A 14,442-nucleotide genomic window follows, 5' to 3' on the forward strand; every position below is an offset into this window, starting at 1 on the left:
TCGTGGCTACTTGAACGTCTGTAGTTTAACTATCTTCTGCAAAATTTCCACGGGTCGCTGCGGGGGTGACGGTGCCCGGAGTGGGGTGAGTGGAGTGCACCGCGCCACTGGAAAAGATGCAACACATGACCCTGTGTGGTGACTGTCACTACTGTGTAGTAAAGCTGGCCCCCGGTCACAGGGAGCTGGTTCTTGCAAATTTTGATCTACTTTCTCAAGGAGTCACGGTGACCACCACCGCTTCTTTCTCAGATGGTGTCGGCGGTTCGCATCCCGGTTCTTCCGGTGAATCGCAAACCGACGATGCATTGAACGAAAAAGGTTTTGCCCGGGTGAACAAGCCCGTATTCATCACCTCGGGTGTGCTCATTGTCGGTTTTGTTCTCTGGTCGGCGTTCTTCCCGGGCCAGGCAGAAAAAGTGATCTTCGGGTCAATGGACTGGATCGGAGCGAACTTGGGGTGGTACTACGTGCTCACCGCCGGTCTCATCGTGCTGTTCGTGCTCGTTGTCGCACTGAGCAGATTCGGTGATATCCGCATGGGCCCTGACCATTCACGGCCGCAGTACAGCCTGTTCACGTGGGCCTCGATGCTCTTCGCAGCCGGGATTGGCGTGGACTTGATGTTCTTCGCCATCGCGGGCCCAGCGACGAACTTCGCCACTCCCCCAGATGTCGCCCCGATGTCGGACGAGGCCGCCCGCATGGCCCCGATCTGGACGATCTTCCACTACGGCGTGCCGGGGTGGTCAATGTACGCGCTCATGGGCGTGGCGTTGGGTTTGGCAGCCTACCGCTACCACCTGCCGTTGTCGCTGCGCTCGGCTATTGCGCCGCTGTTCGGCAAGCGCGTCAAGGGCGCTGCCGGTGACGCGGTGGATGTCACCGCCACGATCGGCACGATCTTCGGTATCGCGACTTCTCTCGGTATTGGTGTGGTCTTCCTCAACTACGGTTTGTCGTCGCTATTCGGCATTCCGAACAACATCACTGTGTGGACGGCACTGATTGTCGTCTCTGTGGCGATCTCCATCGTCTCCTCGGTGTCTGGCGTCGACAAAGGCATCCGGTTCCTCTCGGAACTCAACGTCTACTTAGCGCTGGGCATGCTGGCGTGGATCCTCATCACCGGGCAGACGGCGACATTGCTCACGCAGTTGGTGCAAAACGTCGGCGACTCGATCTCCCGCTTCCCCGGCATGCTGCTGGAAACCTTCGGCTATACCGCCGGCATGAGCGAATACCCAGCCGGGCAGTGGCTGCAGGACTGGACCCTGTTCTTCTGGGCCTGGTGGATCGCCTGGACTCCGTTTGTCGGGCTCTTCCTCACCCGCATCTCCCGCGGCCGCACGCTACGCGAGTTCATTCTCGGTGTGCTGCTTGTGCCGCCGGGGTTCATTGTGCTGGTCATTTCTATCTTCGGTAATTCCGCGCTGCGTTTCTTCCGTGACGGCGACACCGACTTCCTGAATGAGGCGCTGGAAGTGCCAGAATCCGGTTTCTACAACCTGCTGCAGCAATACCCGGGTGCCACGTTCCTCATCGGGCTCGCCGTTATCGTCGGGCTGCTGTTCTACATCACGTCGGCCGACTCCGGTTCGTTGGTGATGGCGAACATGACCTCGCACGCGACGAAAGGAGATTCTGACGGTGCTCCGTGGCTGCGCATTGTGTGGGCTGTCATCATCGGTGTGCTCACTCTCGCGATGCTGCTTATCGACGGTGTGTACACCCTCCAAGCAGCCACCGTCCTTATCGGACTGCCCTTTTCGGTCGTGATGTACCTACTCATGGCTTCCGTGATGAAGGTGCTGCGCGCGGAGAAGTGGGCGATGGAATCCCAGGAGCGTGCACTGGCATCGCGGGCCGCGGCACCTGCCGGCACCGGGGAAGACTCGAAATACTGGAAGAAGCGGCTCGCCCGCCACATATCGTGGCCAACAAGCGATCAAGCCAGGGACTTCATTGGCTCCAGCGCCCAGCCCGCGCTGCGTGAGGTCTATCTGGAGATGCGCAACATGGGCCTGGATGCGACCTTCATTGAGGGGGTAGATGAGGAAAATCAGCTTCCGTTCATCGACTTGAACGTCAAATTCGATGAGCAGGACGATTTCAAATACCAGCTATGCCCCGTTGCCTACGAGATGCCGGGTTATGCCGTCGGCGCGGAAGACGACCAAGACTTCTTCTACCGCGTAGAGGTCTTCGACGCCCGCGGCACCCGCGGCCACAATGTCATGGGATACACCTCAGACCAGCTGATTTCTGATGTCTTGAATTACTACGACCAACACCGTCTCTACATGGACATGGCCGGAGACGACTTCGGAACCGTCATCGCTGATACCACCGTCGCTGCACCGACCACGTGGGAGGATGCCGGAGCATCGGCCCCGGAGGCGGACACGCAAGGATCTGTACCCTCGGGAACGTATCCACAGTAGAGAGCGCAAGAGACAGCCCTCTAGAAATTAAGGATCGAAAGGACACGGCATATGCCGGAAACTGCAACTTTGTTCATTGACGGACAATGGGTGGCCGCTTCTAACGGGGCGACGCGCACAATCATCTGCCCCGCCGACGGTTCCGAGGTCGGTGTCGTGTCGGAAGGCACCTCGGACGACGCCAACCGTGCAGTTGAGGCTGCCCGCGCAGCCTTCGACAAGGGTGAATGGCGTAACACGCCCGCTTCGGAACGCGGTGATTTCCTGATTCGGGTGGCCGAGGAAATTGAACGACGCAAAGCGGACTTCGCCAAGGCGGAGGCTCTCGACACGGGCAAGCGCCTCGTGGAGGCCGAGGGCGACATGGACGACATTGCCGGCTGCTTCCGTTACTTCGGCAAGATCGCGGACTCCAACCCCGGCAGGTTGGTCGATGCCGGAGACGACTCCGTGATCGACCGCGTCGTGTACGAGCCCATCGGAGTGTGCGGAATGATCACCCCGTGGAACTTCCCGCTGTTGCAGGCTGCGTGGAAGATCGCTCCGGCCCTGGCAACCGGTAACTCCTTCGTGATCAAACCGTCGGAACTGACCCCGCACACGACGCTGCTCATCACGGAGGTGCTCGATGACCTCGGCCTGCCGAAGGGTGTGGCCAACGTTGTCACCGGTGACGGCGCCAACGTTGGTTCCGTGCTCTCCTCCCACCCAGAAATCAACTTGGTGTCTTTCACGGGCGGGCTGGAGACGGGCCGGATCATCGCCAAGACAGCCGCAGAGGGCGTGAAGAAGGTCGCTCTCGAGCTCGGCGGGAAGAACCCCAACGTCATTTTCGCCGACGCCGACTACGACGCAGCGTTGGATAACGCGCTCAACGCCGGATTCATGGACTCCGGCCTGGTGTGCTCCGCGGGCACGCGCCTCGTGATCCACGAGTCCATCGCGGAAAAGTTCGTCGATGACCTCGTCGGGCGCGCGAAGGACATCGTCATGGGCGGCCCCTTCGACGAGCAGGCTGAAACCGGCCCGCTGATTTCCAAAGAGCACCGCGACAAGGTCACCGACTATGTTCAGCGCGGCATCGATGCCGGTGCGCGGCTGCGCTGCGGCGGCGACTGGGGCGGCCCAGAACACGAGAACGGCTACTTCTACTCCCCCACCGTTCTGGACCAGTGCGCCAGCGACAACCCCGCCGTGCAGGAGGAAGGCTTCGGCCCGGTCATCACCGTAGAGACCTTCAGCTCGGAAGAAGAGGCCGTCGCGATTGCCAACGACACCGACTACGGTCTCGCCGGCGCAGTCTGGACCTCTGACATGGGCATTGCCAACCGCGTTTCCCGTGCCCTGCAGCACGGCACCATCTGGATCAACGACTACCACCCCTACATCCCGCAGGCGGAGTGGGGCGGATTCAAAATGTCCGGCATCGGCCGCGAGCTCGGTGTCGCCGGCTTGGAGGAGTACACGCAGGCAAAGCACATCTATCACAACACTGAACCTGCTGTGACCGGCTGGTTCCCCAACAAGCAGAACTAGAAGGAGACCCCACCTATGAACCTGTCTGACGCACGCGAATCCTACGACTACATCGTCATCGGCGGCGGTTCCTCCGGAGCGGCTGTCGCCTCCCGTCTGTCGGAGAACCCGGATGTCACCGTCGCACTGCTCGAAGCCGGCCCCGACGACCGCGAGCACGACGAGGTGCTCAGCCTGAAGCGTTGGCCGGAGCTGCTCGAATCCGGCCTGGACTGGGACTACCCGATTGAGGAGCAGGAGAACGGCAATTCCTTTATGCGCCACGCCCGCGCGAAGGTGTTGGGCGGCTGCTCCTCCCACAACTCCTGCATCGCGTTCCACCCGCCGGCTGAAGACATGGAGATCTGGGAGAAGCTCGGCGCTAACGGCTGGACCCCGGAGAACATCACGCCGCTGATCAAGAAGATGGAGACTAATTCCCGCGACGGCGAGCAGTACGGCCACGATGGCCCCGTGCAGCTCATGGATGTTCCGCAGAATGACCCGGTGGGGGTTGCCGTACTCGATGCCTGCGAGGAGGCGGGGCTGCCGCGCAAGCCGTTCAACACCGGTGAGACGGTCACCCACGGCGCGAACTTCTTCCAGATCAACTCCCACGCCGACAACACCCGCGGCTCCTCTGCGGTCTCCTACCTGCACCCGAACGAGGACCGGGAGAACCTGGACATCATCACCCGCGCCTGGGTCACGCGCATCCTCTTCAGCGACGACAACACCGCCACCGGTGTCGAACTGCTTGCCGACGTGTTCAACCGCAAGACCACGATCACCGCGAACAAGGAGATCATCGTCAGCGCCGGCGCGATCAACACCCCGCAGTTGCTCATGCTCTCTGGCATCGGGCCGCGCGAGCACTTGGAAGAGTTCGGCATCGATGTGCTTGTCGACGCCCCTGGTGTCGGCGAGAACCTCCAGGACCACCCGGAAGCTGTCATCCAGTTCGAGTCCAACGTGCCGATGGTGCGCGACTCGACCCAGTGGTGGGAGATCGGCATCTTCACCCAGATCGAGGGCGACACCGACCTACCGGACCTGATGATGCACTACGGGTGCACCCCATTTGACATGCACACCGCACGCCAGGGTTACCCGCAGGCCGACGAAGCGTTCGCGCTGACACCGAACGTCTGCCACGCCCGCTCCCGCGGCACGGTAAAGCTGCGCTCCAACGACTACCGCGACAAGCCGAAGGTCGATCCGCGCTACTTCACGGATGAAGAGGGCTACGACATGCACATCGCCGTCGAGGGCATCAAGCTGGCCCGCAAGATCGCGGCGCAGCCGGCCCTGAAGGACGTTGTAAAGCGCGAGCTGTCCCCCGGCCCGGAGGCGCAGACGGACGAGGAGATCGCGGACTACATCCGCAAGACCCACAACACCGTCTACCACCCGGTGGGAACAGTACGTATGGGCTCTGCGGATGACCCGATGTCGCCGGTCGACCCAGAGCTGCGCGTCAAGGGCACAAAGAACTTGCGTGTCGCCGACGCCTCCGTGATGCCGCAGATCGTGGCAGTCAACCCGAACATCACCTGCTACATCATCGGTGAGCGCGCCGCCCAGCTGATCGCCGGCGAGTAATCCTCCCGGCCGTCACACCGGCCCCAGCAACGAAAAGGTTCCCTGCCTGGAAGGGCGGGGAACCTTTTCACGTCGATAAGCACGCGCTTAGGCGTTCTTTTCCTCGATGCGCTTGATCGCCTCGTCAGCGACCATCTCCTGGATGCCCATGTCCAGCTCGGAGGTGAAGCCGACGCAGGAGCAGTTGATCTCGCCGAGGACGTAGGTGTCCTCACCGGTCTCGTCATCGTCGGCGAGCATGAAGTCGGCGGTCCAGATCAGCGGGATGTTGTCGCCGCCGAGGTTCTCGGCGATGACCGGGCGGGCCTCGGCGAACATGTCGACGAGCTCCTGCCACTCCTCCGGCTTCTGGTAGGTGTACTTCGCGCCGGAGAACAGGGTCGCGGAGAATGCGTCGCCGCCCTCAGCCGGCTTCTTGTGCACGACGAAGACCGGGTGCGGGCCGACGAGGAGGATGCGGATTTCGCCCTCGGTGATGCGCGGCATGAAGCGCATGTCCACGAGCATGCCGTTGTCGCCGACGATGTACTGGTCGCAGAAGTCCATGAACTCGCCCAGCTCGCGCTCCTCGGTGTGGTTGTCCACAGCCTCGGTGCACTTGAGCTTGGTGTCCAGCGGCAGGGCGGTGCCCGGCTCGACAGATTCAGCCAGGGACTCGTCGGCGAGGCGGACGCGCCAGATGCCGGAGCCGGTGGAGCCGCGGTTCTGCTTCAGCACGCGCTCGCCGTAGGAAAGGGAAGTCGGGAAGGTCTCGTGGAAGGACTCGACGTCGTAGTAAGCGGCGGTGTCTTCCGGGACGAGGTCGGTCTTGTTCAGCTTGACCAGGGCGTCCTTCGCGCCGTAGGAGATCATCTCTGCCGGGGTGGACATGCCCACCAGGCCAGCCTCGGACAGGCGGGTCAGCAGGTCGAAGTAACCCTTCTCACCGCCGGGGATGTTGCCCGGGTTGACGCGGGAGATGTAGCCGTCGAAGTTCTCGGAAACGTAGTTGAAGATGTCGTCGGACCACTCGGGGCGGAAGAAGACCACCTCGGAGTGCCAGCCCTTGTCCTTGATGGAGTTGACAATCGGCATGGTGTCGCGACGGTGACCGTCGAAGTACTTGTCAGAACCGCCCTCAACCTCGAAGACGACGATAGCCTTGTGCACGTGAGTTCCCTTTCGATCAGTGCTTGTACGTCTGCGGACCTCCACCAGGTAAAGGGTGATCCGCACCTGAGATTAAGCCCTTTTTCAGGTCGTCGCTCGGCGAGTGGCGGGGATAGTAATTAACTTCACACCGGGTGTGCATCACTCTAAATGCGCTCGGCAGGAATGGTTGACGAGTAAGGTTAGGCAGTGACCGTTTTCACGCCGTAGAGGAATCTCGCATGGCCATAGAATTTGACCCGTTTCCGCAGTTCCAGGACTTTGCCCACCCGGAGAAGTTCGTCTCCGCGTCGTGGCTGTCGGCCCGCTTGGGGGTCGACGGTTTGCGGGTGGTGGAGTCAGACGAGGACGCGTTCCTGTACGACATCGGGCACATTCCCGGGGCGGTGCGCATTGACTGGCACCGCGACTTGAACGATCCGGTGCAGCGCGATTTCATCGACGGGGAAGCCTTTGCCGCGCTGATGGATGCCCGCGGCATCAGCCGCGATGACACGGTGGTGGTCTACGGCGACCGCAACAACTGGTGGGCCGCCTACACCGCGTGGGTGTTTGAGCTGTTCGGCCACCCCGACGTGCGCCTGCTCGATGGCGGGCGCGACGCGTGGATGGGCGAAGAGCGCGACACCTCTTTCGCTGTGCCCGAGTACCCGGCGCAGGGCTACCCCGTGGTCGAGCGCGACGACAGCACGTGGCGCAGCTTCGTGGAGCACGTCCGGTCGCGGCCCGAGGACACATTGCTTATCGACGTCCGCGGCCCCGAATACTTCGCCGGCGCCGAGGTTGAAGTAGCCCCGGATTCCAACTGCGCCTCCCCTGTGTTGCGCCACGGCCACATTCCGGGTGCTGTGAACCACCCGTGGGGTGACTCCGTCCACCCCAACGGACGCGTGAAAGACCGCGAGTCCATCGCCGCCGCCTACACTGATGTGCCCGCCGGTGCTCCGGTGATCACCTACTGCAGTGCCGGTCAGTCCGCCGCCCACACCTGGTACATCCTCCGCCACGTGCTGGGCGTGGAGAACGTCTCGCTTTACGACGGATCCTGGTACGAATGGGGCAACATGGTCCGCATGCCGATTGAGCGGGACACAGAGTAAGCGGCTGCTTGGGGTGCGGGGGAAACGTCGATAAGCGTTTTTGCGATTAGTCATCCGTAACTGCCCGGTTGAAGTTCAGCTGTGCTTGCGCTGTGCTTTACCCTTGGCGATAACTGTCTGTACACCCGGCTAGAAGGAAGATCCCCGTGACAATCTCGAAGGTTCTCATTGCCAACCGTGGCGAAATCGCCGTGCGCGTGATCCGCGCCGCGAAAGATGCCGGCCTCGCATCCGTCGCTGTCTACGCGGAGCCGGACGCGGACGCCCCGTTCGTGGGCCTGGCTGATGAGGCGTTCGCGCTCGGTGGGACCAACGCCGCCGATTCCTACCTGAGCTTCGACCGGATCATCGGAGCCGCCCAGGCCTCCGGTGCGGACGCGATCCACCCCGGGTACGGCTTCCTGTCCGAGAACGCCGATTTCGCCCGCCGCGTTATCGACGAAGGCTTCACCTGGATCGGCCCCTCGCCGGAGGCCATCGCGCTGCTGGGCGACAAGGTCGAGGCCCGCCGCATCGCCGAGAAGGTCGGCGCGCCGATGGCACCGGGCACTAAAGAGCCGGTCAGCTCGGTCGACGAGGTTCTCGCGTTTGCCGACGAACACGGCCTGCCCATCGCCATCAAGGCCGCATTCGGTGGCGGCGGCCGCGGCATGAAGGTCGCCCACACCCGAGAAGAGATCCCCGAGCTGTTCGAGTCCGCCACGCGCGAGGCCGTCGCAGCGTTCGGCCGCGGCGAGTGCTTCGTCGAGCGCTACCTCGACCGCGCCCGCCACGTCGAAGCCCAGGTGCTTGCCGACGTTCACGGCAACGTCATCGTCGCCGGCACTCGCGACTGCACCCTGCAGCGCCGCTTCCAGAAGCTCGTGGAGGAAGCTCCTGCACCGTTCTTGTCCGATGCTCAGCGCGAGGCGATTCACTCCTCTGCCAAGGCCATCGTGAAAGAAGCCGGCTACCACGGTGCTGGCACCGTCGAATACCTGGTCAGCCCTGCCGACGAGCAGAACCCGGAGGGCATCATCTCCTTCCTGGAGGTCAACACCCGCCTGCAGGTCGAGCACCCCGTCACCGAGGAGACCGCAGGCATCGACCTGGTACGCGAGCAATTCCGTATTGCGAACGGCGAGAAGCTGCGCCACACCGAGGATCCGGCCCCGCGCGGCCACTCCATCGAGTTCCGCATCAACGGCGAGGACCCGGGCATGAACTTCATGCCGGCACCGGGCACGATCTCCCGCTATGTCGAGCCCGCCGGCACCGGCATCCGCGTCGACTCCGGCGTGCGCACCGGCAATGTGATCGGCGGCCAGTTCGACTCCATGCTGGCCAAGCTCATTGTCACCGGTGAGACCCGCGAGGAAGCCATCCAGCGCGCCCGCCGTGCTCTCGACGAGTTCATCGTCGACGGCCTGCCCACCGTGATCCCCTTCCACCGCGCAGTGCTGAACGACCCAGCCTTCATCGGCGACGAGAACGGTTTCGGCGTCTACACCCGCTGGATCGAGGAGGAGTTCACCGCCGAGATCCCGCCGTATACCGACGATGAGGAAGAAGGCGAGGAGCCGGGCACAAAGCGCACCTACGCCGTGGAGATCGACGGCCGTCGTGTCGAGGTCGCCCTTCCCGCTTCGCTCGTGATCGGTGGCAGCGGTAAGCGCAAGGCCAAGAAGCGCCGCAATTCCGCGGCAGCCCTGTCCGGCGATGCCGTGCCCGCCCCGATGCAAGGCACGGTGGTCAAGGTGAACGTCGCAGAGGGCGACACCGTCAACGAGAGCGATATCCTCCTCGTGCTCGAGGCCATGAAGATGGAAAACCCCGTCAAGGCGCACAAGTCCGGCACCGTGAAGGGGCTCGCTGTTGAGCAGGGCGATCAGGTGAATAAGACCGCCGTGCTCCTAGAAATCCGCTAACTACTGGTTGGCGTACGGGTCGCACCGCTTTCCGGGGAGGGTTCAAGCTCTTCCCCCGGTGTTTCTCTTATGCCCAGCCAGCCGGGACAAGCCCCAGCAGCGAGATAATGGAGTAGATGAACGCCGCCACGTAGACGATGATGATGAGCGCCTGGATGACGGTGTTGTCTACTCCGCGCACCTGCCACACCGGAGTCTGATCCCCGTTCGCCCGGGCGCGGCGAAGCAGCAACACGGGAACGACCGACATGATGGCGCCAGCGAAACCGCCGGCGTAAGTCAGCGCAGAGACGAAACCGCCAAGGCCCGCCACGGCAATCACGAGAGGCGGAAGCACCGTCAGTCCAGTTGCGGCGAGACGCTGCCACCCGTGTTCCGGCCAATGGAAGATGTCCAGCACGTTGCGCATCGCAGTGAAGCCGATGGCCAAGAAGGACGTGAACATGGCCAGCAGCGCGAACAAGTTGGCCATGTAGTAAGCCGCAGTCCCGAGTTTCTCGCCCCAGGCGATGGTGACCACCTCAGTCACCTCGGTGCCCAGCAGGCCGAGCGCCGCGAACGGCACAGCCGCGAGGGTGAACGCGGTGATGCACATGCCCGCGATGATCGCTTTCGGCAGTATTTCCGGCTTGGTGGCGGCCATGCCGCGCGCCATCTCCGGCACCACGTACTGGGCCAGGAATGTGAACACGGCCAGATTCATGATCGGGATGATGAAGTAGGGCTTGAGCACCCAAAGGTTCGCGGGCTCAATGCCGGGACCGGCGATTGTCCACACCACCAGCGTGAAGATGATGATCGCCATGCCGCTGGTGATCAGCCCTTCCACCTTCCCTGTGGCTTGCAGGCCCTTCCACATGATGAAGGCACCCAGGGCATAGAAGATCAAGGTGCCCGCCAAGGAAGGCAGGTTGAACAGGTTGTGCATGAGATTGCCGGAGCCGGATGCGTACGCAATCAATGCACCGACGCTGTTGACCATGATCGCGGTGAAGACGAGGAAGCGGCCGGTCTGACCCAGGTACTTCTCCGCCAAGCCGGACAACTGGAGCGGCTCTTTTGTCCGGAGGGAGACTTCCGCGACGTAGAGCATGGAAATAGTGGTCAGGGTGCCTGCGATCGCGAGCGCCACCACTAGAGCGAGGAAGCCGCCGTTGCGGGCCGCGTACGGCAGGGAGAGAATTCCGGCGCCAATGTTGGTGCCGAAGATCAGGGCTACGCCCTTCCAGAAACCGAGGGCGTGACCCGCTTCATCGGAACGGGCAGATTCGTCGTCGCGCAACGGCGCGTGCACAGAAGTGGTTGATGACATAGCGAGAATGTAGCAACAACTTGACCGGGGTCACACTTGAGGTCCTATGTGGCCCAGATGTCACCCCGGTCCGTGCGTCGTCAACTGCGCGGAACGCGCTGGTTCTACTGGTTGGCGTACGGGTCGCGGACACCGATGTACTGCACCTCGGTGTACTCGTCGATGCCCTCTGCTCCGCCTTCGCGGCCCAAGCCGGAGTGCTTCACGCCGCCGAACGGGACAGCTGCATTGGAGACGACACCGGCGTTGAAGCCGACGATGCCGAATTCCAGGCCGTCAGCCAACCGCCACATGCGGTCCGGGTCCTCCGAATAGACGTAGGAGGCGAGGCCGTATTCAGTGGAATTGGCCAGCTCGATCACCTCGTCCTCATCGCTGAACTCGTAGACCGATGCGACCGGCCCGAAGATCTCTTCCTTGAAGATCCGGGAATCAGTGCTGGCGCCACGCAGGACCGTCGGTTGGAAGAAGTAGCCATCACCCTCAGCGGCACCGCCGCCAGTGAGAACCTCGGCGCCGTTCTGTTTCGCGTCTTCCACGAGCGCGGCGACATTCTTGCGTGCCTTCTCCTCGATCAGCGGGCCGACGTTGACGCCCTCGTCGAGGCCGTTGCCCACGGTGAGCGCTTCCATCGCCGCGACGAGCTTCTCGGTGAACTCATCGGCGATGCTCTCGTGCACGAGGAAACGGTTCGCCGCAGTGCAGGCCTCGCCGATATTGCGCATCTTCGCTGCCATTGCGCCGGTGATCGCCTGCTCAATGTCCGCGTCCTCAAAGACGATGAACGGCGCGTTGCCACCAAGCTCCATGGAGGTGCGCAACACTGAATCAGCTGCCTGCTTCATCAGGATCTTGCCCACCGCCGTTGAGCCTGTGAAGGAGACCTTGCGCAGACGCGGGTCCGCGATGAGAGGCTCGGAGATAGCTGCCGGATCGGTACCGCAGACAACGTTGAGCACACCTGCCGGTAGGCCTGCCTCAACCATGGTCTGAACGAAGTAGTAGGTGGTCAGCGGCGTAAGCTCAGCCGGCTTGAGCACCATCGTGCAGCCCGCAGCGATCGCCGGGGCGATCTTGCGGGTCGCCATCGCCAGCGGGAAGTTCCACGGGGTGATCAGCAGGCACGGGCCGACCGGCTTGCGCCGAGTGACCATGCGGATGCCGCCCTCTGGCACTTCCTGGGAGCGGCCGTACTGACGGACGGTCTCTTCGGCGAACCAGCGCAGGTATTCCGCGCCGTACTTCACCTCACCGCGTGCTTCCGCCAGCGGCTTACCCATTTCTAGAGTCATGAGCGTGGCGAATTCCTCGGTGCGTTCGGTGACCAGATCGTACGCACGTCGCAGGATCTCACTGCGCTCGCGGGCCGGGGTGCGTGCCCAGTCCTTTTGCACCTCGACCGCAGCGTCTAGCGCCGCAACCGCGTCGTCGCTATTCGCGGACTGGAGTGTCACCAGGACTTCGCCGGTGGCCGGGTTCTCCACATCGAATGTCTCGTTGGTGGACGCGTCACGCCACTGGCCACCGATAAACAGACCGGTGGGCAGGGAATCGAGCAGTTGTGCAGTATCGACAGCGCCGTTGGAATCAGCCATGATCTCGCCTTTCGTAGATTGATTTCGCCGGTGTTCAGCGAACTGGCTCACGCCAGCCTTTTCTCGAAAACACGCTATACCGCTGCAGGCTACTCAGCGTACGGTTGCCGCACGCCCCCGTTCAGGGGCATTGAAAACGCCAAACTCCTGTGCTAGGAGTTCGATCCTGCAGCGTTGAGCAGCACAAGAATCTCCGCGCGGCCGAGCGGGTCATCCAAAGGCAACCCGTAGCGTTGCTCGGCGCGGTCGATGCGCGCCTTCAGGGTGTGTCTGTGAATGCTGAGAGACTCAGCGGCAGCACGGATCTCGCAACCATGCACCAAATAGGCTTGGACTGCATCGAGCAGGGCTGGGTCATCCTCTGCGAGCGGCGCGAGCACTTCCTTATAGCGGCGGGACAGCACTTGCCTGACCCCCGTGTCTTCCGTCCAGTCGAGCCGCCGAGGGAGATATTCGTCGACGGTGCCCGGCGGAAGCGCGCGCGCACGGTCGAGCAATGCCTGCAGCTCGTCACGGCCTAGCTCGCGCCAGGACTGTTGCCGACCGGACAAGACGCGCAGCCGGGCCCCGAAATCACCGATAAGCTCCGTCACGGCGGCCTCGGAGATCACCCTGCGTGATAAGAACACGAAGCCGTCCGGGGCGAGTCTCACATGCGCCAACGGGTTGTCGCGCAGATTGAGTCCTTCATCCAAACGAGCTAGCGACCTGTTAGACGCGGCCTTATTCGCGGCGACGATCGCGACTGGGACGACAGCCCCGTCAGCGTCCGCGGCACGATCCAGCAAACGCGCGGCTGCTGGAGAAGCCTCCTGGCCTTCGAGAAAAGTCTCTAGGGCCGACCCGTGCAGTTGCGTTTCCGCGCTCCTGAGCGCCTGCGGATCTCTCAATACGATTTCCGCGAGCCCCACGAAATGCTTCACGGCACTGCGCGCGAGCGGCGGCAGAGGGCGCGGGGAATCCACCACAGCGACGAAGTATTTTCCTCCCATCGCCCGCATCCGCTGGACGATCATGGTGCGGTTCTCCGTCCGGTACGCGCGGCTCCGCCCGTTATCGGCAACGGCCAGACGAAGGGCCTTCAACGCGCGCTCCGTTGGCTTCGCAGGGGCTGAGGAGATGATTCTGCCGGTGTTGTCCCCGATCAGCACATCGGCGCCGACTGCTGTCCGGGTGCGTCCAACGAGTGCATCGACTCCGCCATTCCATGCTGCGCGGTTGAGACCTTCCGCAGCCTCGAGAATCTCGTTGGCCGCGACTGCTTGCAATCGCGCATACTCCTCCCCCACCACCTTTGAGATCAAGGCGAAGGGGGTCGCCCGCGGCACCTCGAATAGCGGCAGAGCCGCGTCGGCGCAGGCCCGGATGAGGGCGGGAGGAATCTCGGCATGCTGCAGCCCCGTACCGAAGCCAAGGGCCGCCACCCCGGACTCTTTCAACTGCTCCACGTAGTGAGCGATGCCTGCTTCATCGTCCGGCTGAATGCGCAGGCCCAACGTGAGAATGACAGAGAAAGGCCGGAAGAACTCAGCGGTCTCCACAATCTCACTGGCTTGGACAGACTCGAATCGCCCCCGCCTGAGGTCTCCGACGGGGTCGAGGTTCAAGGCTCTGATTCCGTACAACCAACTGAGATCTAGGAGATCAACGGCGGTCTCCCACTCGGGATGACCGCTTCGTGCGTCGTCAAGCACATCCTTGCTCATGGACACAGTGTAGAAGTTTCACGAAGAAGATCGACACTGTGTCGGTTGCTTTGAGGGTGGGCGGGGGACGGATACTACAGCCATGAACCACTGTCCGTTTTCGGGCAGCCCG

9 protein-coding genes are annotated in these 14,442 nt (G+C 62.7%); 5 read left to right on the forward strand and 4 right to left on the reverse strand.

The window, feature by feature from the left end:
- The first annotated feature begins 227 nt into the window (after window positions 1-227).
- The 3 genes from betT to KBX07_RS02790 are packed head-to-tail and all read left to right on the forward strand — an operon-like array spanning window position 228 to window position 5,561.
- A complete protein-coding gene (gene betT / locus KBX07_RS02780) occupies window positions 228-2,444 on the forward strand; it encodes a choline BCCT transporter BetT (RefSeq protein WP_256022936.1) in 2,217 nt (738 codons plus the stop codon).
- Between the two features lie 51 nt (window positions 2,445-2,495).
- Window positions 2,496-3,980 (forward strand): aldehyde dehydrogenase family protein, encoded by a 1,485-nt coding sequence (locus KBX07_RS02785; RefSeq protein ID WP_256022938.1) that lies wholly within the window; start codon window positions 2,496-2,498, stop codon window positions 3,978-3,980.
- Window positions 3,981-3,995: 15 nt separating this feature from the next.
- A complete protein-coding gene (locus tag KBX07_RS02790) occupies window positions 3,996-5,561 on the forward strand; it encodes a GMC family oxidoreductase (RefSeq protein WP_255998149.1) in 1,566 nt (521 codons plus the stop codon).
- Window positions 5,562-5,648: 87 nt separating this feature from the next.
- On the opposite strand, the gene KBX07_RS02795 is transcribed toward KBX07_RS02790, so the two are convergent.
- Window positions 5,649-6,710, reverse strand: a complete 1,062-nt coding sequence (locus tag KBX07_RS02795; protein WP_256022939.1) for a Cj0069 family protein — start codon at window positions 6,708-6,710, stop codon at window positions 5,649-5,651.
- A gap of 221 nt (window positions 6,711-6,931) precedes the next feature.
- Here KBX07_RS02795 and KBX07_RS02800 point away from each other — a divergent pair, with 221 nt between their 5' ends.
- Window positions 6,932-7,810 (forward strand): sulfurtransferase, encoded by an 879-nt coding sequence (locus tag KBX07_RS02800; RefSeq protein ID WP_256022941.1) that lies wholly within the window; start codon window positions 6,932-6,934, stop codon window positions 7,808-7,810.
- A gap of 146 nt (window positions 7,811-7,956) precedes the next feature.
- Window positions 7,957-9,717 carry an acetyl/propionyl/methylcrotonyl-CoA carboxylase subunit alpha gene (locus tag KBX07_RS02805; RefSeq protein ID WP_005286290.1) on the forward strand — a complete coding sequence of 587 codons (1,761 nt, stop codon included), beginning with the start codon at window positions 7,957-7,959 and terminating at the stop codon, window positions 9,715-9,717.
- A gap of 67 nt (window positions 9,718-9,784) precedes the next feature.
- Here the strand turns inward: KBX07_RS02805 and KBX07_RS02810 are convergent, their stop codons facing one another.
- The 3 genes from KBX07_RS02810 to KBX07_RS02820 form a co-directional block, all read right to left on the reverse strand.
- The gene (locus KBX07_RS02810; RefSeq protein ID WP_005286293.1) at window positions 9,785-11,029 is read right to left on the reverse strand and encodes an amino acid permease; all 1,245 of its coding nucleotides are present in this window, start codon (window positions 11,027-11,029) and stop codon (window positions 9,785-9,787) included.
- A gap of 104 nt (window positions 11,030-11,133) precedes the next feature.
- Window positions 11,134-12,624: an NAD-dependent succinate-semialdehyde dehydrogenase gene (locus KBX07_RS02815; protein WP_040423411.1), complete on the reverse strand. Its 1,491-nt coding sequence runs from the start codon at window positions 12,622-12,624 to the stop codon at window positions 11,134-11,136.
- Window positions 12,625-12,776: 152 nt separating this feature from the next.
- Complete coding sequence (locus tag KBX07_RS02820) at window positions 12,777-14,330, reverse strand: PucR family transcriptional regulator (RefSeq protein WP_256022943.1); 1,554 nt, start codon at window positions 14,328-14,330, stop codon at window positions 12,777-12,779.
- Between the last annotated feature and the right edge of the window lie 112 nt (window positions 14,331-14,442).

Origin of the sequence: Corynebacterium sp. CCUG 70398 (assembly GCF_024454055.1) — a bacterium.
GTDB classification, from domain to species: Bacteria; Actinomycetota; Actinomycetes; order Mycobacteriales; family Mycobacteriaceae; genus Corynebacterium; species Corynebacterium genitalium.

Bases quoted from the DNA above. Each gene is read 5' to 3' on its own strand.
- KBX07_RS02785 (WP_256022938.1), top strand. From the start codon at position 2,496: ATGCCGGAAACTGCAACTTTGTTCATTGACGGACAATGGGTGGCCGCT.
- KBX07_RS02820 (WP_256022943.1), bottom strand. From the start codon at position 14,330: ATGAGCAAGGATGTGCTTGACGACGCACGAAGCGGTCATCCCGAGTGG.
- KBX07_RS02800 (WP_256022941.1), top strand. From the start codon at position 6,932: ATGGCCATAGAATTTGACCCGTTTCCGCAGTTCCAGGACTTTGCCCAC.
- KBX07_RS02815 (WP_040423411.1), bottom strand. From the start codon at position 12,624: ATGGCTGATTCCAACGGCGCTGTCGATACTGCACAACTGCTCGATTCC.
- KBX07_RS02790 (WP_255998149.1), top strand. From the start codon at position 3,996: ATGAACCTGTCTGACGCACGCGAATCCTACGACTACATCGTCATCGGC.
- KBX07_RS02810 (WP_005286293.1), bottom strand. From the start codon at position 11,029: ATGTCATCAACCACTTCTGTGCACGCGCCGTTGCGCGACGACGAATCT.